At 70.9% G+C, this 23311-nt stretch carries 20 protein-coding genes; 7 read left to right on the top strand and 13 right to left on the bottom strand.

Translation table 11 applies throughout. The annotated features are described in order from the left end of the window. Positions 1-154: 154 nt before the first annotated feature. The 4 genes from ACIBTX_RS23220 to ACIBTX_RS23205 all read right to left on the bottom strand — a co-directional run bounded on the left by ACIBTX_RS23220 (position 155) and on the right by ACIBTX_RS23205 (position 5333). Positions 155-1411, bottom strand: coding sequence for a cellulose binding domain-containing protein (locus ACIBTX_RS23220; protein WP_357394625.1), 1257 nt, complete (start codon positions 1409-1411; stop codon positions 155-157). 35 nt (positions 1412-1446) lie between these two features. Continuing rightward, positions 1447-2913, bottom strand: coding sequence for a cellulose binding domain-containing protein (locus tag ACIBTX_RS23215; protein WP_363660321.1), 1467 nt, complete (start codon positions 2911-2913; stop codon positions 1447-1449). Then, positions 2910-3971 carry a pectinesterase family protein gene (locus tag ACIBTX_RS23210; protein WP_357118007.1) on the bottom strand — a complete coding sequence of 354 codons (1062 nt, stop codon included), beginning with the start codon at positions 3969-3971 and terminating at the stop codon, positions 2910-2912. The genes ACIBTX_RS23215 and ACIBTX_RS23210 overlap by 4 nt, the downstream gene beginning before the upstream one ends. 114 nt (positions 3972-4085) lie before the next feature. Then, entirely contained in the window at positions 4086-5333 is a 1248-nt protein-coding gene (locus ACIBTX_RS23205; RefSeq protein WP_396832999.1) for an MFS transporter, read from the bottom strand. A gap of 118 nt (positions 5334-5451) precedes the next feature. On the opposite strand from ACIBTX_RS23205, the gene ACIBTX_RS23200 reads away from it, so the two are divergent. The 6 genes from ACIBTX_RS23200 to ACIBTX_RS23175 all read left to right on the top strand — a co-directional run bounded on the left by ACIBTX_RS23200 (position 5452) and on the right by ACIBTX_RS23175 (position 11434). After that, a complete protein-coding gene (locus tag ACIBTX_RS23200; RefSeq protein ID WP_357169729.1) occupies positions 5452-6390 on the top strand; it encodes a LysR family transcriptional regulator in 939 nt (312 codons plus the stop codon). A 249-nt stretch (positions 6391-6639) separates the two neighbouring features. Beyond that, positions 6640-7026: a YciI family protein gene (locus tag ACIBTX_RS23195; protein ID WP_396832998.1), complete on the top strand. Its 387-nt coding sequence runs from the start codon at positions 6640-6642 to the stop codon at positions 7024-7026. Then, positions 7026-8252: an RNA polymerase sigma factor gene (locus tag ACIBTX_RS23190; RefSeq protein ID WP_396832997.1), complete on the top strand. Its 1227-nt coding sequence runs from the start codon at positions 7026-7028 to the stop codon at positions 8250-8252. The genes ACIBTX_RS23195 and ACIBTX_RS23190 overlap by 1 nt, the downstream gene beginning before the upstream one ends. Before the next feature lie 51 nt (positions 8253-8303). Continuing rightward, positions 8304-9245, top strand: coding sequence for a PaaX family transcriptional regulator C-terminal domain-containing protein (locus tag ACIBTX_RS23185; protein WP_396832996.1), 942 nt, complete (start codon positions 8304-8306; stop codon positions 9243-9245). Between the two features lie 199 nt (positions 9246-9444). Further along, positions 9445-10707 carry a cellulose binding domain-containing protein gene (locus ACIBTX_RS23180; RefSeq protein ID WP_357117986.1) on the top strand — a complete coding sequence of 421 codons (1263 nt, stop codon included), beginning with the start codon at positions 9445-9447 and terminating at the stop codon, positions 10705-10707. A 73-nt stretch (positions 10708-10780) separates the two neighbouring features. Next, the gene (locus tag ACIBTX_RS23175) at positions 10781-11434 is read left to right on the top strand and encodes a GNAT family N-acetyltransferase (RefSeq protein WP_396833031.1); all 654 of its coding nucleotides are present in this window, start codon (positions 10781-10783) and stop codon (positions 11432-11434) included. 26 nt (positions 11435-11460) lie between these two features. On the opposite strand, the gene ACIBTX_RS23170 is transcribed toward ACIBTX_RS23175, so the two are convergent. After that, positions 11461-11706: a hypothetical protein gene (locus ACIBTX_RS23170; protein WP_396832995.1), complete on the bottom strand. Its 246-nt coding sequence runs from the start codon at positions 11704-11706 to the stop codon at positions 11461-11463. Between the two features lie 512 nt (positions 11707-12218). Between ACIBTX_RS23170 and ACIBTX_RS23165 the strand changes: the two genes are divergently transcribed. Next, positions 12219-12593, top strand: a complete 375-nt coding sequence (locus tag ACIBTX_RS23165) for a VOC family protein (protein WP_357394608.1) — start codon at positions 12219-12221, stop codon at positions 12591-12593. A 60-nt stretch (positions 12594-12653) separates the two neighbouring features. On the opposite strand, the gene ACIBTX_RS23160 is transcribed toward ACIBTX_RS23165, so the two are convergent. From ACIBTX_RS23160 to ACIBTX_RS23125, 8 genes are all read right to left on the bottom strand, one after another. Further along, the gene (locus ACIBTX_RS23160; protein WP_357117977.1) at positions 12654-12944 is read right to left on the bottom strand and encodes a DUF1905 domain-containing protein; all 291 of its coding nucleotides are present in this window, start codon (positions 12942-12944) and stop codon (positions 12654-12656) included. A gap of 58 nt (positions 12945-13002) precedes the next feature. After that, positions 13003-17670, bottom strand: a complete 4668-nt coding sequence (locus ACIBTX_RS23155; RefSeq protein ID WP_396832994.1) for a tetratricopeptide repeat protein — start codon at positions 17668-17670, stop codon at positions 13003-13005. Further along, a complete protein-coding gene (locus ACIBTX_RS23150) occupies positions 17670-18080 on the bottom strand; it encodes a CU044_2847 family protein (protein WP_396832993.1) in 411 nt (136 codons plus the stop codon). The genes ACIBTX_RS23155 and ACIBTX_RS23150 overlap by 1 nt, the downstream gene beginning before the upstream one ends. Before the next feature lie 256 nt (positions 18081-18336). Next, positions 18337-19149: a hypothetical protein gene (locus tag ACIBTX_RS23145; protein WP_396832992.1), complete on the bottom strand. Its 813-nt coding sequence runs from the start codon at positions 19147-19149 to the stop codon at positions 18337-18339. 23 nt (positions 19150-19172) lie between these two features. Continuing rightward, complete coding sequence (locus ACIBTX_RS23140; RefSeq protein ID WP_357117965.1) at positions 19173-19823, bottom strand: response regulator transcription factor; 651 nt, start codon at positions 19821-19823, stop codon at positions 19173-19175. Further along, positions 19814-21031, bottom strand: a complete 1218-nt coding sequence (locus ACIBTX_RS23135; protein ID WP_396832991.1) for a sensor histidine kinase — start codon at positions 21029-21031, stop codon at positions 19814-19816. The genes ACIBTX_RS23140 and ACIBTX_RS23135 overlap by 10 nt, the downstream gene beginning before the upstream one ends. Continuing rightward, positions 21028-22368 (bottom strand): FtsX-like permease family protein, encoded by a 1341-nt coding sequence (locus ACIBTX_RS23130; RefSeq protein WP_396832990.1) that lies wholly within the window; start codon positions 22366-22368, stop codon positions 21028-21030. Before ACIBTX_RS23130 ends, ACIBTX_RS23135 begins: the two co-directional genes overlap by 4 nt. Beyond that, positions 22365-23102 (bottom strand): ABC transporter ATP-binding protein, encoded by a 738-nt coding sequence (locus ACIBTX_RS23125; protein ID WP_396832989.1) that lies wholly within the window; start codon positions 23100-23102, stop codon positions 22365-22367. The genes ACIBTX_RS23130 and ACIBTX_RS23125 overlap by 4 nt, the downstream gene beginning before the upstream one ends. Between the last annotated feature and the right edge of the window lie 209 nt (positions 23103-23311).

The raw sequence follows: 23311 nt of genomic DNA, 5'->3' as shown, positions 1-23311 counted from the left end.
GTCGACCTGCTGCTCGGGCATCCTGCCCATCGTGAGGAACACCTCGACGCCGCCGGGCGTCGTCCGGGCCCGCCGCAGGCCGACCAGTTCTTATGAAACAGGCCCTAGGCGTGATCCGGCCACCGCGCCGGCCCGATCAGCAAAGCGGTGGCTGTCATCTCAGGTAGGCAGCGAGTGGGATGTTCTGCGCCCGCAGGGCGGTGGCGACCAGGCCGGCGATCTGTCTGGCCCCGGCGGTCTCGAAGTGGGTGTGGTCGTTGCAGAAGAACGCGCCCACCGCGCCCGTCGAGTAGTCACCGTTGTTCGGGCACAACCGGAGCGAGTTGTAGAGCGCCACGCTCCTGGCGTGCAGGTCGATGACCGGTACACCGTTGGCGGCGGCCGCGGCCGTCGTCTCGGTGACGAAACCGCGATTGCCGACGGCGGTGTTGCCGCTGCAGGTGATCGCCGCGACCGGGGTGACGAAGATCGGCTTCACCCCTCTGGCCTTGGCGGCCGTCGCCATCACGCCGAGCAGTTCCTTGAAGCGGTTGGCGCCGACGTGTCGCGGGCAGGCCGAGTCACCGTCGTTGATGCCGAACTGGATGATCAGGTAGTCCCCGGCCTTGAAGCCACTGCCGCTGTCCAGCATCGCCGACCATCGCGCGCTGTAGGCGGTCGAGCTGAGCGCGCACTCGCCGGCCGAGTTCTTGGTGGAGGTCACATTGCCCTCGTACAGCCAGGTCTGGATGCTGCGACCGCCGACGGCGCTGTTCTGCACGGTGACGTTGGACGTGAGGTAGGACGCGAACTGGCTGCCCCAGCCGATCGGACAGGAACTGGCGTTCATCATCGTGGAGTCGCCCGCCATCCACACCTTGGTCGGCACGGGCGTCGGTGACGTGGAGGGGCTGGCCGGCGGCGTGCTCGGGCCGGTGCAGGGTGTCGGCGCCGGGGATGGCGTCGATGTCGGCGACGGCGCGGTGGGCGACGGCGTCGGCGCGGTGGGTGTTGGTGCCGGTGGACCGGCACAGGTGGTGCCGTTGAACGAGAACGACGACGGCACCGGGTTGCTGCCGCTCCACGAGCCGGTGAAGCCGAAGTTGACCGACGCGCCGGTGCCGACGGCGCCGTTGTAGCTCACGTTGGTGGCGGTGGCCGCCGAGCCGGTGACCGTGAGGGTGGCGTTCCACGCCTGCGTCACGCCCTGCCCGGGAGCGAAGCTCCACGCCAGGCTCCAACTGGTCACCGCGTCACCGAGGTTGGTGACGACGACATCCGCGCCGAACCCGCCGGTCCACTGGCTGGTGACCCGGTAGTCGACAGCGCACGCCGGGGTGGCGGCCTGGGCGGTGGCGATGCCGAGCCCACCGGCCACGACGGTCAGGACCGTTGCCGCCAGAACCACGAGACGCGATCGGCGAACCGTCATCGGGTTACTCCTGCCTCGATCGGAGGCGCTCGCCATCACGTGACGGCGGCGCACGGGGAGCCGTTGAGGGCGAAGCCGGTCGCTCCGCCGAGCGGGCTGTCGGTGATGAATCCGAAGCTGGTCGAACCGGCGGCCGGGATCACCGTGTTCCAGGCGACGTTCACCGCCGTGGCCGCGGCGCCGGACTGGGTGACCGTGGCATTCCAGGACTGCGTGATCCGCTGACTGCCCGGCAGCGACCAGGTCAGTGTCCACCCGTTGATTCCGACGGTGGAGGTGTTGTTGAGCGTCACGTCGAACTGGGCGCCCGTACCCCAGTCACCGGTCTTGCGGTAGGTGACCGCGCAGGCCGCGCCCGCGGAAGGCGTCGGCGCGGGCGTCGTCGGCGGCGGCGTGGTCGGCGCGGGCGTCGTGGGGGGCGGCGTGGTCGGCGCGGGCGTCGTCGGCGGCGGCGTCGTCGGGGCCGGGGTCGTGTTCAGTCGTGCGCTGAGGATCGGGGCCAGCCGGTCGGTGATGGCCTGGTGGCCGGCGTCGTTCGGGTGCACCGAGTCGCTCAGGCCCCCCGACGGCAGCCAGCCGGTGGTGTCCAGGTAGAACACGTTGGCGTCGCCCGCGGCGTTGCGCGCCCGCACCGCCGCCTCCGTCTCCGTCGCGTACCGACCGATGAACGTCCGCATGGCGAAGAGCTTGGCGTTCGGGAACCTGGCCCGGATCCTTGTCAGGAAGGTGGTGTACGCCGTCTGGAAGGCGGCCGCGCTCACGCCGTGGCTCTTGTCGTTGGTCCCCAGGTTGATCACCACGCCGTCGGCGGTGTAGCGGGAGAAGTCCCACGGGTCGGTGCCGACCTGGCCACCGGAGGACATCCAGTAGCGCGTCTCCTGCGCCCAGCACCCATCGGTCGTCTCGGCCAGACACATGCCACCGATCGCGATCTGCGTGTGGTCGTAGCCGAGCCGCTCACCGACCTTGAAGCCGTAGTCCGTCACGGCGAGTTGACTGCTCGTGGCCCCGGCGGTGATCGAGTCGCCGACGAACTCGACCAGCTTGGGGCGGGTCGGTGGCGCGAAGGTGCGCGCGCCGGAGTCGAGGATCAACCCCTGGAAGACCGCGTCACCGGTGTAGGAGCCGGCCACCTGCCGGTAGCTGACGATCAGCGTGTGACTGCCGGCCGCCAGCGCGGTCGGCGTCAGGTTGATCGTGCCGGAGCCGGTGAAGGAGGTGAACGCCCCACCGTCGATGCTCGCCCAGAGTTGGATGGTGTTGCGCTGCCGGAGCTTCACCGTTCTGCCGGTGAACCCGACGCGCAGGTACGCGCCGGCCCAGTAGGGCACGTAGGCCGAGGCGTTCGTCCTGTTCCACCGGCCGACGAAGCTGATGTTCGAGTCGGCCGGCGTGCCGTCGCCGGCCGCGGCCTGGGCGCTGAGCACCGGCAGGCCGGCGGCGAGCACCCCGGCGGCGACCGCGATGAGGGCTGCGGTACGCAGGGAACGGATCGTCGTCATCGGATCGGGTTCCAGCCGTCGGTACCCGCCAGGTAGGCGGTGGGTGTGTACTGGGTGGCGGTGGAGGCGCTCATCTGCGGCCGGTTGGCGTTGATGACGGCCCCGGGCCCGGTGCTGCCGTACTCGGCGAACCGGGCGTTCCGCCACGAGAAGCCGGACATGTCGGTCCACGGGTCGGTGCGGATGTGCGCGCCCATCGTGACGCCCCGGTAGAGGACCTGACCGCGGGCGTTCACGTCGCCGCTGGGGTGCCAGGGCCGGCCCAGGTAGACGGTCCTGGCGGGAGCGTTGCTGGTCAGGGTGGTTCCCCAGAACAGGAAGCCGAACTTGTTGTTGATGTCGGTGGCCGCGGCGGTGAGGTAGCCGTTGTTCGACGACGAGCCCCGCGTCAGCGAGTGCACGGTGCCGTTCTGGAAGACCATGGTGCCCCGCCCGAAGATGAAGTCGACGTCACCCTCCACGTAGGAGTTTCGGACGTAGAGACGCCGGACCGAGCTGACACTGGGCGCGTTGACCAGCAGGGTGTCCTGGTTGCCGAGAACGCGGACGTTGTCGAACTGCACCCGGTCGCCCGAGGTGTTGACAGCGACGGCCTGCTCGGCGTCGAGAGTGTTGGCGGCCTCGTCGAAGTCGTTCGACATGGTCAGGTTCCTGATCGTGGTGTCGTTGGCGTTGACGAAGACCGAGGCGCTGCCGGACGTGCCGTACGTACCGCCACCGGGCTTGGTCTGGCCGGAGGCATGCCCGTCGACGATCACCACCTGGGCGGCGGAACTGCCGGCGCCGACCAGGGTGAGGTAGGGCTTGTTGGCGGGAATGGTGACCACGCCCCGGTAGGTGCCGGGTTTGATGGTGATGGTGACCGGCACGCCGTTGTTCGCCGCGACACTGTCGATCGCCGCCTGCACGGTCGTGTAGGTGCCGCTGCCGTCGGCGGCCACGGTGATGGTCGTCGCGGACGCGGACGCGGACGCGGCCACCGGGACCGCGGTGGCGAGGGCGCACCCCGTCAGCACCGCCACCGTGCGCAGCCCAAGCACCCTGCCGGACGTGGTCATAAGCGTTCTCCGATCCCCGGGTCACTGCCGACGACCATGTCGACTGGCAGACGACGACGTTAAGTGAACGTTAACATCGACGTTCGGGAATATAAAGCGGATGTCCGCGGAAGGTCACCCGACCCGGACGTCGCGCCCGGACGTACTGGCCTCGGGGGCCACCGACGGTGTCCGGCTGGGCAGCAACAGCGGGGTGGCAAGCAGCAGGACTCCGGAGAGCGTGATCGCGGCGAGCGGGCTGGTGAGCGTGGCGAGAAGACCCCAGCCCACCATCAGGGCAGCCTGCAGGAGCTTGCCGACGGCACTCCACGTGCTGAGCACCCGCGCGGCGTGACCCGCGGGGACCCGGCGCAGGCGTTCGGTCGCGTAGATCGGATTGAAGACTCCCATGCACGTGATCAGCAGTCCCTCGACGACGATCACGGTGACGAGTCCGGGCACACCCGGCTGGACGAGGGCGAGACCGAGTGGGAAGACCGAACGCAGCCAGCCAAAGACGATCATGACTCGGTGTCGGCCGTGGCGGCTCACGAGGCGCGCGGAGAGGCGGGCGCCCAGCAGCCCACCGAGCGCCGGGATGCCGAAGGCGAGGCCGTACTGCCACGCCGGCAGGTGGTACTGGCCCAGCAGGAGCACGGCCAGCAGCGGCGCGGTGGCCATGATGAGGCCGCCGACCAGGATCGAGTTGAGGAACAGCCCGCGCAGGACGCCGTCGCCGAGGATGAGCCTGCCCCCGTGCAGCAGGTCGGCGGGCCGCAGCCCCGCCGCGCGGCCACGAGGTGTGGCGACGTCGCCGCCCCGCACACGCAGGATCGCGAACGCGGACAGCAGGTAGCTGACGGCGTCGGCCAGGACGGTCACGACTGGACCGAGCAGCCCGGCGAGCGCGCCACCCAGGGGCGGCCCGGCCGCGGTCGCCACCCAGGCCGTGCCCTCGAACCGCCCGTTGGCCGCCAGCAGGTCCGCGCCACGCACCAGATGTTTCAGGTACGCCCCGGACGCGGCGGAGAAGGCGATGCCCGCAGTCCCCGAGATGATCGACACAACCAGCAGTTGACCGTACGACAGAAGCCCGAGGCCGTACGCGGCCGGGACGCTGACCATCGCGACGAAGCGGACGAGGTCCATCGTGGTCATCACCGGTCGCTTCGCGCGGTGCTCGACCCATGGCCCGAGGGCAAAGGCCACCACCGCCGCGACCGCGAGACCGGCCGCCTCCAGCACCGCCACGGCGACCGCCGAAGAGTCCAGAACACGGACCGCTATCAGCGGAAACGCACCGAAGGCGAGCCAGGTGCCATACGTGCTGGCGGCGTACGCCGACCACAGCCAACCGAAATCGCGCCCCAACCGCCCCCGCATGCGACCCTCCCGAATCCACCGACATCCGGGGGCAGCACAACTCTCGCGCCCGCGCGGAAGCAAACAACTGGGATCCCGCGAGCCACAACCAGCAGTTGTGGGTGGGCATAATGAGCCGGTGGATACCGAGGCGGTGCGGTCGTTCGTGCGGGCAGCCGAGTTCGGGCAGTTGCAGCACGCGGCCGACGAGCTGGGGGTGACGCAGCAGGCGATCTCCAAGCGGATCGCGGCGCTCGAACGCGCCCTGGCGGTCCGGTTGTTCACGCGTACCCCCCGAGGGGTCGAGCTGACACTCGACGGCCAGGCGTTCCTCCCGCACGCCCGGGGCATCGTCGCCGGGGTGGACCGCGCGGTCGCCGCGATCAGGCCCGGCTCGCGGGCCCTGCGGATCGACGTGCTCGGCCTGCGCTCCGCGCAGGCCGTGGTCCTGCACGACTACTGGCGCTCCCATCCGCAGACCGACCTCGACGTCGTGACACTGCGGGTCAACGACCCGCGCGAGGCGGTCGCCGCCATCCAGGCGGGCGACGTCGACGCCTCGTTCCGGTCCGTCACCGATCCGACGACGCTGCCGCGCGACGTGCGGATGGTCCACGCCTTCGACTCGGCGCTGGAACTGCTCGTCGGCCCACGGCACCCGCTCGCCGCCGCGCGCACGCTGACGCCGGCCCAGCTTCGGGGGCACCGGATCTGGGTGCCGGGCATCGCGCCACGCAGTGAGTGGGCGGACTTCTACGACCAGCTCACCGAGGCCTTCGACCTACGGATCGACGCCGCCGGGCCGAACTTCGGCAACGAGGTGCTCCTCGACGTCCTCGCCGAATCCCCCGACGTGGCGACCCTGGTCGGCGCGCGCGACAGGTACCTCTGGCCGGCGACGCACGACCTGCGCCGCATCCCGATCGCGCGCCCGACGCTCGCGTACCCGCTCTCGCTCCTCCTGCGCCGCGCGAACCCGCACCCGGGGCTACGCGCGGTGCTCGACCACTGCGCGGGGCTGACGCCGCTGCCCGCGCCGACCTGGCGTCCCTCCTGGGCGTTGGGTCCTGTTTCATAAGGGCGGTCGAGCCGAGCGGGAGTCCGGGCGTCCATCCGGCGGCATTGCGGTGGCGTCCGGGGACGCCGCCGACGAGGTCGAGCAGGGTCGCCGTCCGCGTCGACCTGTGACGGCCCGCTTCGCGGCATCGGCGCGAGTCCGCGCCGCACCCGTCGGAGAATTCTCTGCGACGGTGTCGATGCGCGGTCAGCTCGTTCGACGAAGAGGCGCGAGGGGCGAGCGGCGACCCCGCCGAAGGAGGAGAGGGCAATGGCGAAGTACATGCTGATCATGCGGGGCACCGACGAGTCGAACGCGGCCATGATGGCGTCGATCGACGAGGCGATGGCCGCGACCGGCCAGTTCATCGAGGAGATGCTGAAGGCCGGCGTCCTCCTCGCGGCCGAAGGACTGGACGATCCGGGCCAGGGCGTCGTGGTGGACTTCGGCGGCGACGCCCCGATGGTCACGGACGGCCCGTACGGCGAGACCAGGGAACTGTTCGAGGGCTACTTCCTGCTCGACGTCGACTCGAAGCGGGAGGCCGTCGAGTGGGCCACACGCGTCCCGGCGGTCCGCGGGTCCAAGATCGAGGTCCGGCGGGTGGCGGAGGCCGACGAGGTCCCGGCGGGCAGCGGGAACGACGGCGAGATTTGATGGGTACGGCCGACGTCGAGGCCGTCTGGCGGGTCGAGTCGGCGCGGATCGTCGCCGCGCTGACCCGGTTCACCGGCGATCTCGGGCTGGCCGAGGACGCCGCCCAGGAGGCGGTGGCCGAGGCGCTGGTGTCGTGGCCGCGCGCGTCCCCGGCCAATCCGGCCGGCTGGCTGATGGCCACGGCCCGTCGACGGGCCATCGACACGATCCGCCGCCGGAGCGCGCTGCGCGAGCGGTACGCCCTCCTGGCGACCGACACGGCGGTCGGCTCGGCGCTGGACGAGGAGGTGGACCCCGACCGGATCGACGACGACATCCTCGCCCTGATGTTCGTCAGCTGCCACCCGGTGCTCTCCCCCGAGGCCCGGGTGGCGCTGACCCTGCGCGTGGTCGGTGGGCTGTCCAGCGAGGAGATCGCCCGCGCGTTCCTCGTGCCCGTGCCGACCGTGCAGGCCCGCATCACCCGCGCCAAGAAGACCATCGCGGCGGCCGGGGTGCCCTTCGAGCTGCCGCCGTCCGGCGAGCGCCGGGCACGGCTGGGCGGCGTGCTGCACGTCCTGTACGCGATCTTCACCGAGGGGTCGACGGCCACGTGGGGCGACCACCTGCTGCGCCCGGACGTCGCGTACGAGGCGATCCGACTGGCCCGTGCGCTGGCGGCGCTCCAGCCCGACGAGGCGGAGGTGCACGGTCTGCTCGCGCTGTGCGAGCTGACGGCCGCGCGTTTCCCGGCCCGGGTCGGCCCGGACGGCACGCCGGTCCTGCTCGATGACCAGGACCGACGGCGGTGGGACGCCGCCGCGATCGGCCGGGGGCTGGCCGCGCTGGCCAGGGCATCGACCGGTCGTCTCGGCCCCTACGGTCTACAGGCCGCTATCGCCGCCACCCACGCGTCGGCGCCGTCGGTGGAGGCGACCGACTGGACCCGGATCGTGCGGCTCTACGACGCGCTGAGCCGGGTCGCGCCGTCACCGGTCGTCGAACTCAACCGGGCCGTCGCCGTGGCCATGGACTCCGGTCCGGCGCGGGCGCTGGCCATCGTGGACGAGCTGGTCACCGCCGGTCGGCTCCCCGGATCACATCTGGTCCCGACCGTACGCGGCGAGTTGCTGGCCCGGCTCGGTCGGCGGGCGGAGGCCCGCGCCGAGCTGGAGGCGGCGGCCGGGCTCTGCGCCAACCAGCGCGAACGATCGGTGCTGCTGCGCAGGGCGGCCGCGCTGACCTGACGGGCTGCACACCGCCCGGTGCGGCAATCTGGTCAGGTGAACGGTGATGACGTGCGAGCTCCCCGAGCGCAGACCGGGTCCAGCCCGCAGCACCTGCTGGCGACGGTACTCGGCGAGTATCTCGACTCGGCGGACGCCGACCTGCCGTCGGCGGCGGTCATCGCGATCCTCGCGGAGTTCGGGGTCAGCCAGTCCAGTGCCCGTGCCGCCCTGTCCCGACTGGTCAAGCGGGGCCTGATCGCGATGAGGGCGAGCCGACGGCCCCCGGTCTACCACCTGACGCCCGAGGCGATCGCCCGGCATCGCGTGCGGATGCGGCACTTCCTGACGTTCGGCGCTCGGCCACCACACTGGACGGGCGACTGGGTGCTGGCCTCCTTCTCGATCCCGACTTCCGGGCAGGCGTCGCGGCACGCCGTACGCAGAACACTGGGCGCGCTACGTTTCGCGGGCCTGTACGACAGCGTGTGGATCCGGCCGGGATCGGACGCCGCGCCGGCGCAGGGGGCGCTGAGCGAGCTGCTGGACCACGTCGAGGGCGCCCGGTGGTCGGTGATGCACGTCCGGTTCGACGAGGAGTCCGGACCACACGGTCCGGCCGGCGCGTACGACCTGGCCGCTCTCGCGTCGGAGTACTCGCGCTTCATCCAGCGGTACGCGCCGCTGCGGGCGGCCGTACGTGACAACGAGGTGGACGCGGCGCGGGCGCTGGTGGCCCGGACCTCGGCCATGGACTCCTGGCGGCGGTTCGCCGACATCGACCCGGACCTGCCCGACCACCTGCTGCCGAAGCCGTGGCCCCGCCAGGAGGCCAGGGACACCTTCCTGGAGATCCACTCCGCGCTCGGCGCGCTCGCGCAGGCGCGGCTGGTCGAGGTGGCGACACCGCACTGGCCGGACGCCGCCGCGTGGATCACCCACTTCGAGGCCTCGGAGGACCTCCCGACGGCCGGGTCGGGTGGCATCGGGCCGGCACGCCGAAGCCGGCGTTGAGACCTCTCCAGACATTGACACTTTTCGTTGCGGCAGTGATAGTAACTGCACACCGCTCCCATCGGATCGCCTGTGGGGACCCCGCCGGGTGGTCGACACGTACCTATCGACCTGGCCCGTGGCCTGCGCTCGCCGCGCGAACTTACCGCCGCCACCGCCGCCGCGGGGAGCCCCACCGTGACATCCGTTGGAGGCGCGCATGAGAAGAAGATCGAAGATCTACGCGGGGTTGGCGGCCGCCGTGGTGCCGATCGCCTCGATGATCATTACGCTCGGCGCGACGCCGGCCGATGCCGCCGTGGGCGGTTCCGGCCCCTACCCCGCCGACTACGAGACCTCGGCCAGCCTGACCAACCACACCATCTTCCGGCCGCAGACGCTTCCGTCCGAGCGCCTGCCCATCTTCGTCTGGGGCAACGGCGGCTGCTCGGCCAACGGCCTCTCGCAGGGCAACTTCCTGCGCGAGATCGCCTCGCACGGCTTCCTCGCCATCGCCAACGGGGCCCCGAACGGCTCAGGCTCCACCAACTCCCAGATGCTCACCCAGTCCATCGACTGGGCCATCGCGGAGAACTCCCGGCAGGGCAGCAAATACTTCAACAAGATCGACACGACGAAGGTCGCGGTCGCGGGCTTCTCCTGCGGCGGGCTGGAGGCGTACGCCGTCTCCAACGACCCGCGCGTCACCACCACCGGGATCTTCAGCAGCGGCCTGCTCAACGACGCCGACGACTACCAGCTCAGGAGACTGACCAAGCCGATCGCCTACATCATCGGCGGGCCCAGCGACATCGCCTACCCGAACGCCATCGACGACTGGGGCAAGCTGCCGTCCACGCTGCCCGCCTTCATGGGCAACCTCAACGTCGGGCACGGCGGCACGTACGACCAGACCAACGGCGGCGAGTTCGGCCGCGTCGCGGTGCTCTACCTCAAGTGGCGGCTCAAGGGCGACACCACCGCCGGCGCCAACTTCGTCGGGCCCAACTGCGGCCTGTGCCGTACCCAGTGGACGGTCCAGCAGAAGAACCTGACGCTGGACGGCGACACGCCGCCGACCACGCCGCCGCCCACGACTCCCCCGCCCACGACTCCGCCGCCGACCACGCCGCCGCCCACGACTCCCCCGCCGACCACGCCGCCACCGACCACGCCGCCGCCGACGGGCGCCGCCTGCACCGCGACCTACGCCGTGCAGGACCAGTGGAACGGCGGCTTCGTCGCCAACGTCACCGTCACCGCCGGAAGCACCGCCCTCAGCGGCTGGCGGGTCACCCTCAACCTGCCGAGTGGCGCCTCAATCACCTCGCTGTGGAACGGTGTCGCGACCGGTAGCAGCGGAACCGTCACCGTCGCGAACCAGAGCTACAATGGACGACTCGCCGCAGGCCAGAGCACCAGTTTTGGTTTCCAGGGCACCGGAAACGGCAGCGGCACCACCGCCACCTGCACCGGCAGCTGAGATCGGCGCAACCCGGCGGCCGGCGCGTCACGCGCCGGCCGTCGGCGCTTCCCACCGAACCGAGGAGACCACGATCGCCGGCAGCACCCTGGCCGACATCCTGCGAGCGGCAGCGAACGGGCACTTCCCGCCGGCCGACGGCGGGACCACCGTCGTACCGCAGCCGTGCCACCGCGACGCCGGCGTCATCGCGTTCACCGCGCACTCCGTGGTGTTCACCAACGAAGACCCCGAATGGGTACGCCACACGCTGGCGGCCATCGACTGCGACGGCCTGGCGGCCACGATGAATCCGCGTTTCCTCGTCGCGCTGCTCGACCGCACCGGGCGCCGCACCGACACCATCGACCTGCTGACCGTCGCGAGTCCGCTAACCGGCCCGCCCCCGCTGCGACTGACCGAAGTCCCGGACGCCGGTCACGCCCGCGCGGGCCGGGCTCGTCGCCGTCGTGACGACGTCCGGGTCTGGGCCGCCGACGGCGGGGTGGTCGTGCTGGGCCGAGGCGTGGCGGGCCGCTGGGAGACGGCGATCGAGGTCGACGAGGACTGCCGCCACCGGGGCCTGGGGCGGGCGCTGGCCACGGCCGCCCGACATCTCGTACCCGATGGGCAACCGCTCTGGGCACAGCAGGCGGCCGGCAACGCCCGCAGCGTGCGCGCCTTCCAGGCGGCCGGGTTCCGCCCGGTCGGCGCGGAGGTGCTGCTGTTGGCGACGGCTGGGGCGTAGCTCAGGCCCAGAATGTGCTGGCGAGTTCAGGACGACCTCCACACCTGAAACGTCTGCTGGAGTCGCCACTCCCCGTCGGGCTGCCGCGCCTCGTTGCGCCAGCGGAACTCGTCGGCACCGATGTCGGAGAAGGTCCACCGCAGGTCACCGCCGTCGAGCACGATCTCGTCGCCGACCCGGGACGCCAGGAAGGTGTGCGTCCGCCGGCGGGCCGGGCCCACCCACGTCGAACGCCACACCCCGGCACCCGCCGACGGGTCGGGGAACCGCACGCTGACGCCGTGTTCGACGCCCGGCAGGATCCAGACGTCGGTGGTCGCCCGCCCGCCGAGCGCGTACCCGAAGTGCCACTCGCCACGACGGACGGTCGACGACCCGTCGGGTTCGTACTCGGTGCAGTCCAGCGTCCAGGAGCCCGCGAACTGCCCGAACAGGCTGAGGTCGACACCGTAGGCCGGGCCGTCCGCGAGGAAGGCCGCGCCGACGACGCCGGAGATCGATCGCCATGCCGGAGACGATAGCCAAACGTCCGAGCTTCGCGTTCGCTTGGCGGTAGGTGGTGGTCACGCACGTGAGAAGGCATCGTGTTAGCCTCTTGATGCGCCCCAGATGGGCCTACCCCCGGAGGTTCTGGCTACTTCAGCCGCCATGCCGAGATCGACGCGTACGCGTCTCCCGCATGGGTCCGGGGCGTTCTCGCCTACGGGGTCTGTCAATTCAGTACGGCTGCTGGACGCCGTGTGCTTCCGGTCGGGTCTTCGGATCGACCGAAAGACGGGTACTCGTGACGGTCACGTTCAACCACACCATCATCGCCTCGACGGACAAGCACGCGTCGGCGGCCTTCTACCGGGAACTGTTCGGACTCCCGGAGGCGCCCTCGTGGGGGCCGTTCGTCAATGTGCTGCTGGACGAGGGGGTGCTGCTCCAGTTCGCCGAGCCGCCGGTGGACATCCAGATGCAGCACTACGCGTTCCTCGTCGACGACGAGCTCTTCGCGCGTGGCCTGGCGTACATCCAGGAACGAGGCGTCACGTACTGGGCCGACCCGCAGATGAAGCGGCCAGGTGAAACGAACACCGAGCACGGCGGCCGAGGGGTCTACTTCAAGGACCCGGCAGGACACGCGATCGAACTCATCACGCGCCCGTACCTCTAGCAGCCCTCCTGGTCGGACGCTGTGGCTCAGCGTCCGACCAGGGCGGGTGGGCGAGCCGCCCTACCGCGGCCGGACAGCGAGGTGGATGTGCACGACGTCGTCGAGGGCAATGCCCTCCTTGTTGCGCACCGAGTCCCGCAGCGGAAGGACGTAGCCCCCGTCCCTCGGGAACAGCGAGGTGCGCCACCGGCTTCGCCCAAGCCGGACCTCGACCGGGATCATGCCCCAGCCGTAGGTGACGGCGGATGCCACCTGACGCACCATGTCGACGCACTCGGGTGGAATCGTTACGAAGTGGTACGGCGATGGCCCGCGCCACTCCCACACGGCATCCTCGAACTCGTACTCCACCACGGCATCAGATCACGCCGAACCCGTTGCCGTAGGGGCATGGCAAGACGGCGTGCCCCTACTCCTCGCCAACGACCGACCGCCCTGTGCCGTCTTCCTGCTCTGGACCTTCCGCCTGGTCCAGTAGTGCGATCAGCGTCCGCACCGATTGTTCGTCGAGGGCAGCGATGACGGCACCGCGAAAATCGTGCTCGCCGAGCATCCTGCGGAGCTCACGGAGCCGGGCGAAATTGAAGCCGGCTTGGGGAACGCCGATCCCGAGCCGTATCGCGAGGGCCTGGCAGTGGAAGGTCACCGCCTCGCCAAATTCCCCCATTTCGGTACGCAGAGTCCCGAGCTGGCTGATTGAGGTGGCCATATCGGCCTGGTTGCTCAGCCCTTCGTTGATCGCCCGAGACTGCTGGTAACGGCGTTCGGCCTCACGGTAGTCACCCCGAAGCTGAGCGAGTACGCCCATCTGGTGATAACTGGCAGCCATACCAGACTGATTCCCCAGCTCCTCTTTGATCGCCAGGGACTGCTGGTAACGGTGTTCAGCCTCGCCGTAGTCACCCCGCTCCTGCGCGAGGATGCCCAGATGGTGGTAGTTGATAGCCATGCCGGACTGGTTGCCCAGCCCTTCGTTGATCGCCAGAGACTGCTGGTGACGGCGTTCGGCCTCCTCGTAGTCACCCCGAAGCTGGGCGAGGGTTCCGAGCTGACCGTAGCTGGCGGCCATGCCGGCCTGGTTTCCCAGCTCCTCCTCGATGGTCAGGGACTGCTGGTAACGACGCTCCGCCTCGGCATAGTCACCCCGATACTGAGCGAGGATGCCGAGCTGGTGGTAACCGGTAGCCATGCCAGACCGATTCCCCAGCTCCTCCTTGATCGCCAGGGACTGCTGGTAACGACGCTCCGCCTCGCCGTAGTCACCCCGCCCCTGCGCGAGGATACCCAGCTGGTGGTAATTGGCAGCCATGCCGGACCGGTTGCCCAGCCCCTCGCTGATCGCCAGAGACTGCTGGTAACGGCGTTCGGCCTCACCGTAGTCACCCCGAAGCTGGGCGAGGGTTCCGAGCTGACCGTAGCTGGCGGCCACGCCGGACTGGTTTCCCAGCTCCTCCTCGATGGCCAGGGACTGCTGGTAACGACGCTCCGCCTCGGCATAGTCACCCCGATACTGAGCGAGGATGCCCATCTGGTGATAGCTGCTGGCCATGCCGGCCTGGTTCCCCAGCGCCTCCTCAATGGCCAGGGACTGCTGGTAACGACGCTCCGCCTCGGCATAGTCGCCGCGAAGCTGGGCGAGGATGCCGAGCTGCTGGTACCAGGCCGGCCGACGGGGTGAATTTTCAGGAAGCCAGCGCAGGGTGTCGTGGATGAGGCTGGCCTCTCGGTCCCAGGCCCCCCACTCGTCGAGTTGGCTGCAGATGTGCTCGGTGATGGTGCCGGCGGTTTCCAGATCGCCGGCGGCCAGCAGGTGGTGCCGGCTCTCGCCGAGATCGTGGAGGTCGTCGAGCCGATCTTGCGGCCATCTCCCCACGCGCCACTGCCAGTATGTCGCGGCGGCCCGGTGGGCGGCGGTGACCAGCCCGGGGCGGTGGTGCGGACCTTGGTCGCTGTTCCAGTGGCGATGCAGCTCGGCGGCGGTCCAGCGGTGCATCACGATCCGGCCGTCATCGACGATCGCTATCAGACTGGTAGTGGCGAGTTTCTGGGCCAGCCCGGCCATCCCCGGTGGTGCGGTGAACGGGGGCTGAGGCGGTCGGCGTGCCTGCTCAAGAAGCCGGACGAGACGTTCGGTGTCTACCGGGGTCAGCGGGCTGTCCTGCCCGATTGCCTCCGCCAGCCCGTTGAGATCGAGTGCATAACGCGACAGCAGGTCCGTGATCTCCGCGGCCGCCTCCGCCATGTCGCCGGGCTGCTGTTCGGCATCCGGCTTCGCGACGCCGACCTGGAAGAGCAGCCCGTTGACGTCGACGGGTTCGCGGTAGACGCTGATCCCGGCCAGCAGCCGGACCGCGCCCTCGATGGCGCCGAGGCGGGTCAGGTGCTCGGTCAGCAGGACATCGTCGGCGGCCAGCGTGACCGTGTCAGCCAGCGCTGCGTCCAAAGTGCGCTGTTGGGCCAGCCACGCGGCCGTGCCGGCAGTACCGAGCCGTGTTTCGACGGCGTGGTGGAGGCGTCGGGTGATGTCGGCGAAGCGGCCCCGTCCGGCCGGGTCGCCGCCATTGCCGGGCAGCAGCGCGTCGAGGTACTCCAAGGCCCGAGGATGCCCACCGACGGTCTGCCAGATGCGCTGCACCGCGTCGATATCGGCGGCGTGCCGGTCCAGTCGGGGAAGCGACCACAGCAGCTTTCGGGTCTCGGCCAGGCTCAACGGCGGCACCTGGTAGGGATGCAGCCGTTCGGCGGCCGGAACGGGTAGCCCGAACCGGTAACGGCTGGTGATCAGCAGCCGGCTCCGGCCGGGGCTGGTCAGCCATGCGGCCAGCAGTCCCGCCAGCCCGGAATCCCCGACTGACCAGCCGCCGTCGATGCCGCCGTCACGGATCAGGTTGTCCTCGAAGTTGTCCAACACCACCAGGATCCTGACCCCGGCCAGAACCTGGTCGCGCAGCAGCGCGAACCGGTCCGACCAGGGCAGGTCGACCCGACCGGCCGTCTGCACCGCGACCATCGGCGGGCCGCTGAACTGTGTCCGCAGCACCAGTTCCCGGCGAGCCGCGTCGGCGAGCGCGGTCAACAGCCCGTCGACGGTGACCGGCCCGGTCACGGTGACCAGACGCCAGTCCGGCGAGGTGTCAAGCAGGCGGCGCACCACCTCGGCGGCCAGGGTGGTCTTCCCGACCCCACCGATGCCGTGCAGCAGCACCGCCGTACCGGTGCCGTCACTGAGGAGGCCGGGCAGAACGCGCTGGGCGGGTCGGCGACCGACGAACTGCCCGACGGGCCGGGCGAGGAGGCCGCCCAGGTCCGGCACGATCTCCGCGCGAGATTCGGCTGGTGCGGTGCCGTCCGCGACGGCCACCGAGGGTGTGGCGGCCAGCACGCTGACCACGCTCCACTCGTCCATACCCCCGACCGCCTGGGTCAACGGGTCCGGACCGGTGGCCAGGTCTCGTTGCACGCGCCGACGGGCCTGCGCCACCGCCGCGACCACATCCGGCCGCGCCGATGCCGCCAGCTCGGCGTACACGGCGGCGAACAGCCTCGTGGCGTACACGTCGGTGACCGAGGTCTGCGTCGCGATCACCGCGCCCGCGCCCCGCCGGGCCAGCCTGGCGGCGAACGACCCCGCGCCGTCCTCGCCGTCGACATCGGTGTAGCAGGCCGCCAGTGAGATCACCCGCGGCATCCGGCCCTCCGGGATCGCCTCCGCTATCAGGGTTTCCGGGTCCACCGACCGCGGACGCCCCTGCTCGTCCTCCAGGTGCAGGACGCCCGGCGCACCGTGCGCGGACAGATGCAGCACATGCGTGGTGTCCTCGGCGAGGACCGCACGGATGGCCGCCGTCGTGGCGAACGGCACGATCCGCACCACCGCCCGGCTGCGGTGCGCACCGTGCACCGCGTCCAGGACACTGCCCAACTCCCGCTCGTAATCCAGCAGCGGACCACTGCCGGCCTCCGGCGAGGCGATCGCCACCACGATCCGCAACGGCCCCGGCGCCGCCGCCGATCGGGAGCCGGCCGCATCCACCCTCCGATACACCGACACCAGCTCGTGCAGCACCACCGGACGGCCGGTCACCGGCTCCGGCAATGCCTCCCACGGCAGCCACCACCAGTCCGGCGCCTGCACCCCCACCCGCACCGGCACGTGCTCCCGCTGGGCACGGCGGATCACCCGGGCAAGCGCCTGCGCCACCGCGACCGGCAGAAATGATTCCGCCATCAGCTCGCCGGCGCGCCGCAACGACACCACGCCGGCGGCCTGGCCACCGGTCGCAAGGTCACGTACCACCGCACGTAGCCGAGCGCGTTCCCGGCGTACGTCGTGCAACGCGTTGGCCAGGCCAGCTGAGACACCACGATGCTCCGCGGTCACGTCCTGGCCACACCCCGACAGGCGCACCTCTGACTGCGACACCGTCAGCACCAGGTCCAGCAGACCATTGGCCGGCGTCGTCTCCTCGACGACGACCGACGCCACCCCTTCCAGCAGCGCGGACAGGTCTTCCACCCGCGACACCCACACGGCACCGGCCAGCCAGCCGTCCTGCGAGTTGTAGCGGCCGGAAACCACGCCGATCACCGCCCGGTCGGACGCCCGCAGCACCGGCGCACCACTCATGCCGGGCATCACCGCGTCCGCCTGTAGACGTGACCACAACACGCCGTCCCGCAGCGCCGGCCCGCGCCAGTGGCCTCCCGCGGTCAGCAGCTCGTACTCGTGCCCGTCGTCCTCGACCGTCGGGTAGCCGGCCGTCGTCACCGCCTCGTTGTCCCGCACCCCGTCCGAGACAACGAGGTGCGACGCCGACCCCGGAAGCGGCCGCTCGGCGCGCAGGACCGCCAGGTCGTGCACCTCGTCGAAGCGTTCGACCGTCGCGTCCCATCCCGCACCGACGCCGACGGGCCCGACCCGCACCATGGATCCCACCGCCGCCGCGCCGATATCCACGAGAACGTGGTGGGCTGTGACCAGCACACCCCCCTCGACCTGGAAACAGGTGCCGGCAGGCGACGCGCCATCAGCAGCAACCCAGCCGAGAAAGTCGTAGCCGGCCACCCGCGCCGTCATTATGCGCCGTCCTGCGGCGCCTCAGTTTCGGTGTCCGCGTCGTCCGGGGCCGCTTCGCCCGGCCCGCGATGCACAGGGTCGGCACTCGCGCGATAGGTGATCTTCACCTTCAGCGATGCCTCACCCGCGGCGCCCGCAACGATCACGTCACCCTTGGCCGACACCTTCAGCCCGAACTCGACCTCGACCGACTCCGGGCTACCGACCCGGCGCGTAACCCGGCCGACCGTGCGCGCCGTCGACACGGCGATCTCCTCCACCGCCGACTGCGCCCGCTCGAACGCGCCTGCCGCGTAGTCCACCGCCCGATCGACGCGTCCCGGTGTCGACGTCTGCTGAGAACCAGCCGCAGGCACGACCTCGACCAGCACCTCGACCGCACCCACCCGCACAGGAACCGTCTGCGCCACGGAAGACTCCTTCGCCGAGAAATGGTAGAAACCGTCCGACCATCAAGTGGAGACACCAGACAAGATCGAGCAAGGCCCGGCAGGGGTCAAAATAAAGCACAAACGAAGTGCCACCCGCCAGGGCCACAGCACCGAAATGCCCCAAACGAACGGGCGAAGTCAGGGATCCGACAACAGTTTCGGTACGCACAAGATGGGCTGACAACAGTTCCGAAGAATTGGACAGATCACGCTCAGGAGAAGGCCTTACGCGCTCTCATCGCAATCCGCAGGAGGCCACAGTGGCATCGTCCGGAACCACGGCGTCGGGGTCGCCGCTCACCCGCGCCTCGAACGCACGGATACGCCGGATGACGCCGGACGGCCCGTCGGCGGCAAGTAGTTCCCGCACCCCCGGCCAGTCGGTCAGACCGTACGGGGTGACGATCCGGCTGGCGCCGTTGCTGAGCACCGCGATGCCGTGCAACTCGTCGAGGGCGACGCTCCCGGTCGCCGCCTCCCAGGCCGCCCGCGGATCGTCCTTGGCGATCCAGTAACCGCCCGGCCGGTTCCGACGAGCGCGCAGTGCCAGGGCGCAGGAGGCGCGGATGTGGTCGTACTCCGGGGTTCCGGGTGTGATGCCGGCCAGGGGCGCCGAGCATTCCCGCCGGGCGGCCACCTCGCGCTCGTCGGTGACCACCCGCACGCCGCCGCCGACCTCATCGAGCACGAGGTACGAGTCCGCGAGCAGAAGGTGCTCCAGCCGTCCCCGGTGGACGCGGGCCATCAGAACGGTCGCCTGCGGGCTGCTGGGATCGGTGATGTCGCAGGTGGCGCGATGCGCGGCGGCCGTCTCAGCGATGGCGTCGGCGAGGATGGCCGCGAGGCCCCGCCCGTCGGCCCGCGACAGACCGCCGAGCAGCGTGCCGCCGAGACGATGGGTGTACCAGGCGACCCCGTGCGCGCAGAACGCCTCGGCCCCTGGAATGCCGGCGCCGTCCAGCAGGACGAGAGCGCCGGGCACCGCCCCCACGAAGTCCTCGTTCGGCCGGCCGGCCCTACCGGCGCTCGTCGCGAGACTGACGTGCATGGGCCGCTCCTTGCCACGAGAGATCAGCGTGCCGCGTTCAGATAGCGCAGTACGGCGAGAACTCGCCGGTGGTCGGTTCGCGCCTGGGGTAGGTCGAGTTTGGTGAAGATGGCCGTCACGTGCTTCTCCACGCTGCGCGGGGCGAGGTGGAGCGACTCGCAGATGGCGAGGTTGGACCGGCCCTCGGCCAGCATCCCCAGGACCTCGCGCTCCCGCTCGCTGAGCCGGGCGACGCCCGCGTCCACCGACGGCGCCGCCAACAACTGGCGCACCACCTCCGGATCCAGCGCCGTCCCGCCGGCGGCCACCCGGCGCAGCGCGTCGACGAAGTCCTCGGTGCTGACGATCCGGTCCTTCAGCAGGTAACCGACCCGACCCGGGTGCTCGGCGATCAGTTGCCGCGCGTACCGGGTCTCCACCCACTGCGAGAAGACCAGCACGCCGGTGTCCGGATGGCCCGCCCGGATGGCCAACGCCACCCGCAGGCCTTCGTCGGTGAAGGTCGGTGGCATCCGTACGTCGACCACCGCCGCGTCCGGTCGGTGTTCGTCGACCGCCGCGCGCAGGTCGTCACCGTTGTCCACCGCCGAAACGACGGTGATCCCGTGATCGGTCAGCAGCAACGTGATCCCGTCGCGCAGCAACGGGTTGTCCTCGGCGATCACTACGCGCACGGCAGCTCCACGGTGATGGTCGTCGGTCCCCCGGGCGGACTGTCCAGCCAGAGCGCGCCGTCCAGCGATTCAGCTCGTCGGATCAGCCCCGCCAGACCCGTACCCCTGCCCCCGGATCGCGCCCCACCGCGCCCATCGTCGCTGACGGTCAGGCGCAGGACGCCATGCTGCGCGCGAAGGTCCAGCCGGATCCGGCTGGCCCCGGCGTGCTTCGCCACGTTGGTGAGGAGTTCGGCGGCGCTGAAGTACAGCGCCGATTCCAGGTCGGGTGTCGGGCGCTCAGGCAGGTCCACGTGTACCTCGACGGGCACCGCGCTGCGCGCGGCCAGGGTCTCGATCGCGGTGCTCAGGCCGGTGTCGAGCGCGGGCGGGTGGATGCCCCGCACGATGTCCCGCAGCTCGGTCAGCGTCTCCACCACCGCGCCCCGGGCCTGGGCCACCATCGCCTTGAGCTCCGGCTCACCGGCTCGCCCCTCGATACGCGACAGACCCACGCCGAGCGCGACCAGCCGGGCCTGCGTACCGTCGTGCAGATCCCGTTCCACCCGCCGCAGCAGCGCGGCCGCGTCGGCCCGCAGCGCGGCCCGGCTGGCCTCCAGAGCCGCTATCCGGACCCGCTCGGGTCCCGGCTCCAGCAGTGCCCGCACCAGCCACCGGTCCAGCGACACGATGAGTCGGAAGTACCACGGGAACACCAGCAGCGCGGTCAACCCCTGCGCGGCCAGTGCCCAGGAGCCGCCCCACGGCGGGTCTTGCGGAAAGCGGTGCACCCACACGGGGTAGGTCACGCCCACCAGACCTCCGACGACAAGGGCCCCGCCGAGGTACGCCCCCGCGGCCATCAGCGGCAGCCGGGCGAAGCAGTACGCGAGGGCCTTCCAGCCGCTGGCGTCCGTCAACACCGCGCGTGCCCAGCGCACCGGGCCCGTCCCCCGGCGGCCCACGGGCGGCGGGTTCGGCCAGCTCCAGCCGAGGAACAGCCGGGCCGGCCCCCGGAAGTACCGAACGGTCAGCCGCGCGAGCAGCAGCACACCGGTCAGCAGTGGTAGCCCGATCGTCAGCAGCGACAGCGCGGAGAACACCAGCCCCAGCAGCGCTATCGCGAACGTCGGCACGGCCAGCACGGTGCCGGTGACCGTGTATCCGACCTCACGCCAGGTACGGGCGGTCGTCGGAGCACGCAGGACCACGCCGACGACGGACCTCACGGGTCCACCGCCAGCGACTCCACCGCCGGGCGGCGCATCGCGACCAGCGCCGGCACGACGGTGCCCAGCAGCACCAGGCCGAGCACCACGGCCAGGCCGCCGGCCAGTTGCCCGGGTGGCAGGTAGGGCATCCACGTGCCCAGCATGCCGTGCAGCATCGGCACCATGGTGACCATCGCGACCACGGTACTGACCGCCAGGGCGGTCACCGTCACCAGCAGGGCTTCGCAGACGACCACGGCCAGCGCGCGCATCCTGCTCGCGCCGACCAGCCGGGTCACCGCAAGCTCCCGACGTCGGGACAGGAGTACGGTCACCAGCGTGTTCACCGCGGCGACGGCGGCGAAGGCGACGTAGACGGCGGTGCCGGAATACTCCGTCCACACCTGCGCCGCCGGGTCGGGAGCGCCGTGCACGTGCGCGGACGTGGTGTGCGTGACCACCTTCACCGTGGCGAACGCGATCGCCAGGACCAGTGGCACCAGCGCGCCGGACAGCGCCGTGGCGCGCACCGCGAGGTTGTCCGCCGCCAGCGCCCCGGTACCCCCGAACAGTCGCGTCAGCGGAGCGGCCAACCGCAGCAGGACCGGGCCGAGGAAGCCGGCTCCCACGCACATCGCCAGCATGGTGAAGAGACTCGACTCACCGGCCTTGGCCGGGTCACCCTTCGCGATCAGGATCGACAGCACGACGCCGCCGGTCAGGAGGACCACCCCGATCGCGGTACGCAGCAGGCTGATCCGACGCCGCGGGACGGCCGTCTCGGTCAGCGCGGCGGCGGGGCGTACCCGTGCTGGTCGCATCGCGGCGGTCAGCGCGCCAACCACCGACGCCCCGACGGTGATGCCCAGCGCCGCGGGCAGTGCCGCGGGCGACGGGTGGAACGTCACACCGGGCGGGATCGCCTGGTGTCCGGTGAGCCCCGCCAGCCAGGCGTGGGCGAGCAGGGCACCGAGCGGTACGCCGAGCGCGGTCGCCGGCACCGCCACCACGGCGGCCTGGGCCGCCACCGCGCGGCGCACCCGGCCGGGAGTGGCACCCACCGCTCGCGCTAGCGCGATGTCCCGCGCCTGGCGGGCGATCGACGACGTCATGGTCAGTCCGACGATCAACGCGGTCAGGTACACGGACACCACCACGAACAGCGTGGCCATCTCGGGGATCGAGCTCTCGGTCAGCACCTGCCGGGCGGCCGGGTCCAACCGCGCGCCGGACATCGAGGAGCTGGCGCCCAGCGCTCCGGACACCAGCGCGGCGGCCAGGCACTGCGTGACGAACGGACCGGCGAAGGCCCACGGCTGCTTGCGCAGCGCCTGTCGGGTCAGTCCCGCGCTCACCGGGCCACCGCCGGGTCACCCGTGGTGGCACGCAGCCGCTCCCCGATGTGTGCCGCATCGGGTGTCGGGCCGTCCGCCACCACCTCGCCGTCGCGCAGCAGGACGAGTCGGTCGCTCCAGGCCGCCGCCATCGGATCGTGGGTGACCATCACCACCGTCACCCCGGCCCGGTCCACCCCGTCACGCAGCAAGCGCAGCATCTGCTCACCGGTCGCCGGATCCAGCGCCCCGGTCGGCTCGTCCGCGAACACGACGGCGGGACGACTGGCCAGCGCGCGGGCGATGGCGACCCGTTGGCGTTGGCCGCCGGACAACTCGCCGACCGGCCGACCGGCCAACCCGGACAGACCCACCTCGGCCAGCACCTCGTCGAGTGGGCGCGGACGCGGTCCACCCAGCCGCCGGGGCAGCAGCACGTTCTGCCGCACCGTCAGCTCCGACAGCAGGTTGTACGACTGGAAGACGAAACCCACCCGATCGCGACGCAACCGGGTCAGCGCGCCTTCGCGCATTCGGGTGACGTCCCGGCCGACCAGGCGGACCCGCCCCGACGTCGGCCGGTCCAACCCCGCCGCGCACTGCAGCAGGGTGCTCTTGCCCGAGCCGGTGGCTCCCATCACCGCCACGAACGTGCCGGCCGGCACCACGAGCGAGATGCCGCGAAGGGCGGCGAGCGGCCGTCTGCGCGAGCCGTAGGTGCGGGTCACGCCGTCGAGTTCCACCACGTTGTCCATGTGTTCCACCCTCGACGCCGACGGCGATCCGGACATCCGGGCGACCCGAACGATCCTGGTGCGGTTATCCGTACCCGCGTCGCGCTGCGGCAGCCCGCCAGGAAACCGCTTACCTCGTGCCTATTGACGCTCATAACTGGCTGTCAGTACCGTGATGCGGGCATCGAGAAAGCGCTTTCCGACCCTCACCGTCCGACAGGGAGCGCCCC

Origin of the sequence: Micromonospora sp. NPDC049359 (assembly GCF_044466585.1) — a bacterium.
Lineage (GTDB): Bacteria > Actinomycetota > Actinomycetes > Mycobacteriales > Micromonosporaceae > Micromonospora.
The sequence above is the reverse complement of the archived record's forward strand: the minus strand, read 5'-3'. Positions and strand labels throughout refer to the sequence as shown.

What these genes read in the sequence shown, in the direction of transcription:
- ACIBTX_RS23220 (WP_357394625.1), bottom strand. Translation starts at nt 1,411, where the DNA reads ATGACGGTTCGCCGATCGCGTCTCGTGGTTCTGGCGGCAACGGTCCTG.
- ACIBTX_RS23215 (WP_363660321.1), bottom strand. Translation starts at nt 2,913, where the DNA reads ATGACGACGATCCGTTCCCTGCGTACCGCAGCCCTCATCGCGGTCGCC.
- ACIBTX_RS23210 (WP_357118007.1), bottom strand. Translation starts at nt 3,971, where the DNA reads ATGACCACGTCCGGCAGGGTGCTTGGGCTGCGCACGGTGGCGGTGCTG.
- ACIBTX_RS23205 (WP_396832999.1), bottom strand. Translation starts at nt 5,333, where the DNA reads ATGCGGGGGCGGTTGGGGCGCGATTTCGGTTGGCTGTGGTCGGCGTAC.
- ACIBTX_RS23195 (WP_396832998.1), top strand. Translation starts at nt 6,640, where the DNA reads ATGGCGAAGTACATGCTGATCATGCGGGGCACCGACGAGTCGAACGCG.
- ACIBTX_RS23190 (WP_396832997.1), top strand. Translation starts at nt 7,026, where the DNA reads ATGGGTACGGCCGACGTCGAGGCCGTCTGGCGGGTCGAGTCGGCGCGG.
- ACIBTX_RS23180 (WP_357117986.1), top strand. Translation starts at nt 9,445, where the DNA reads ATGAGAAGAAGATCGAAGATCTACGCGGGGTTGGCGGCCGCCGTGGTG.
- ACIBTX_RS23155 (WP_396832994.1), bottom strand. Translation starts at nt 17,670, where the DNA reads ATGACGGCGCGGGTGGCCGGCTACGACTTTCTCGGCTGGGTTGCTGCT.
- ACIBTX_RS23145 (WP_396832992.1), bottom strand. Translation starts at nt 19,149, where the DNA reads ATGCACGTCAGTCTCGCGACGAGCGCCGGTAGGGCCGGCCGGCCGAAC.
- ACIBTX_RS23125 (WP_396832989.1), bottom strand. Translation starts at nt 23,102, where the DNA reads ATGGACAACGTGGTGGAACTCGACGGCGTGACCCGCACCTACGGCTCG.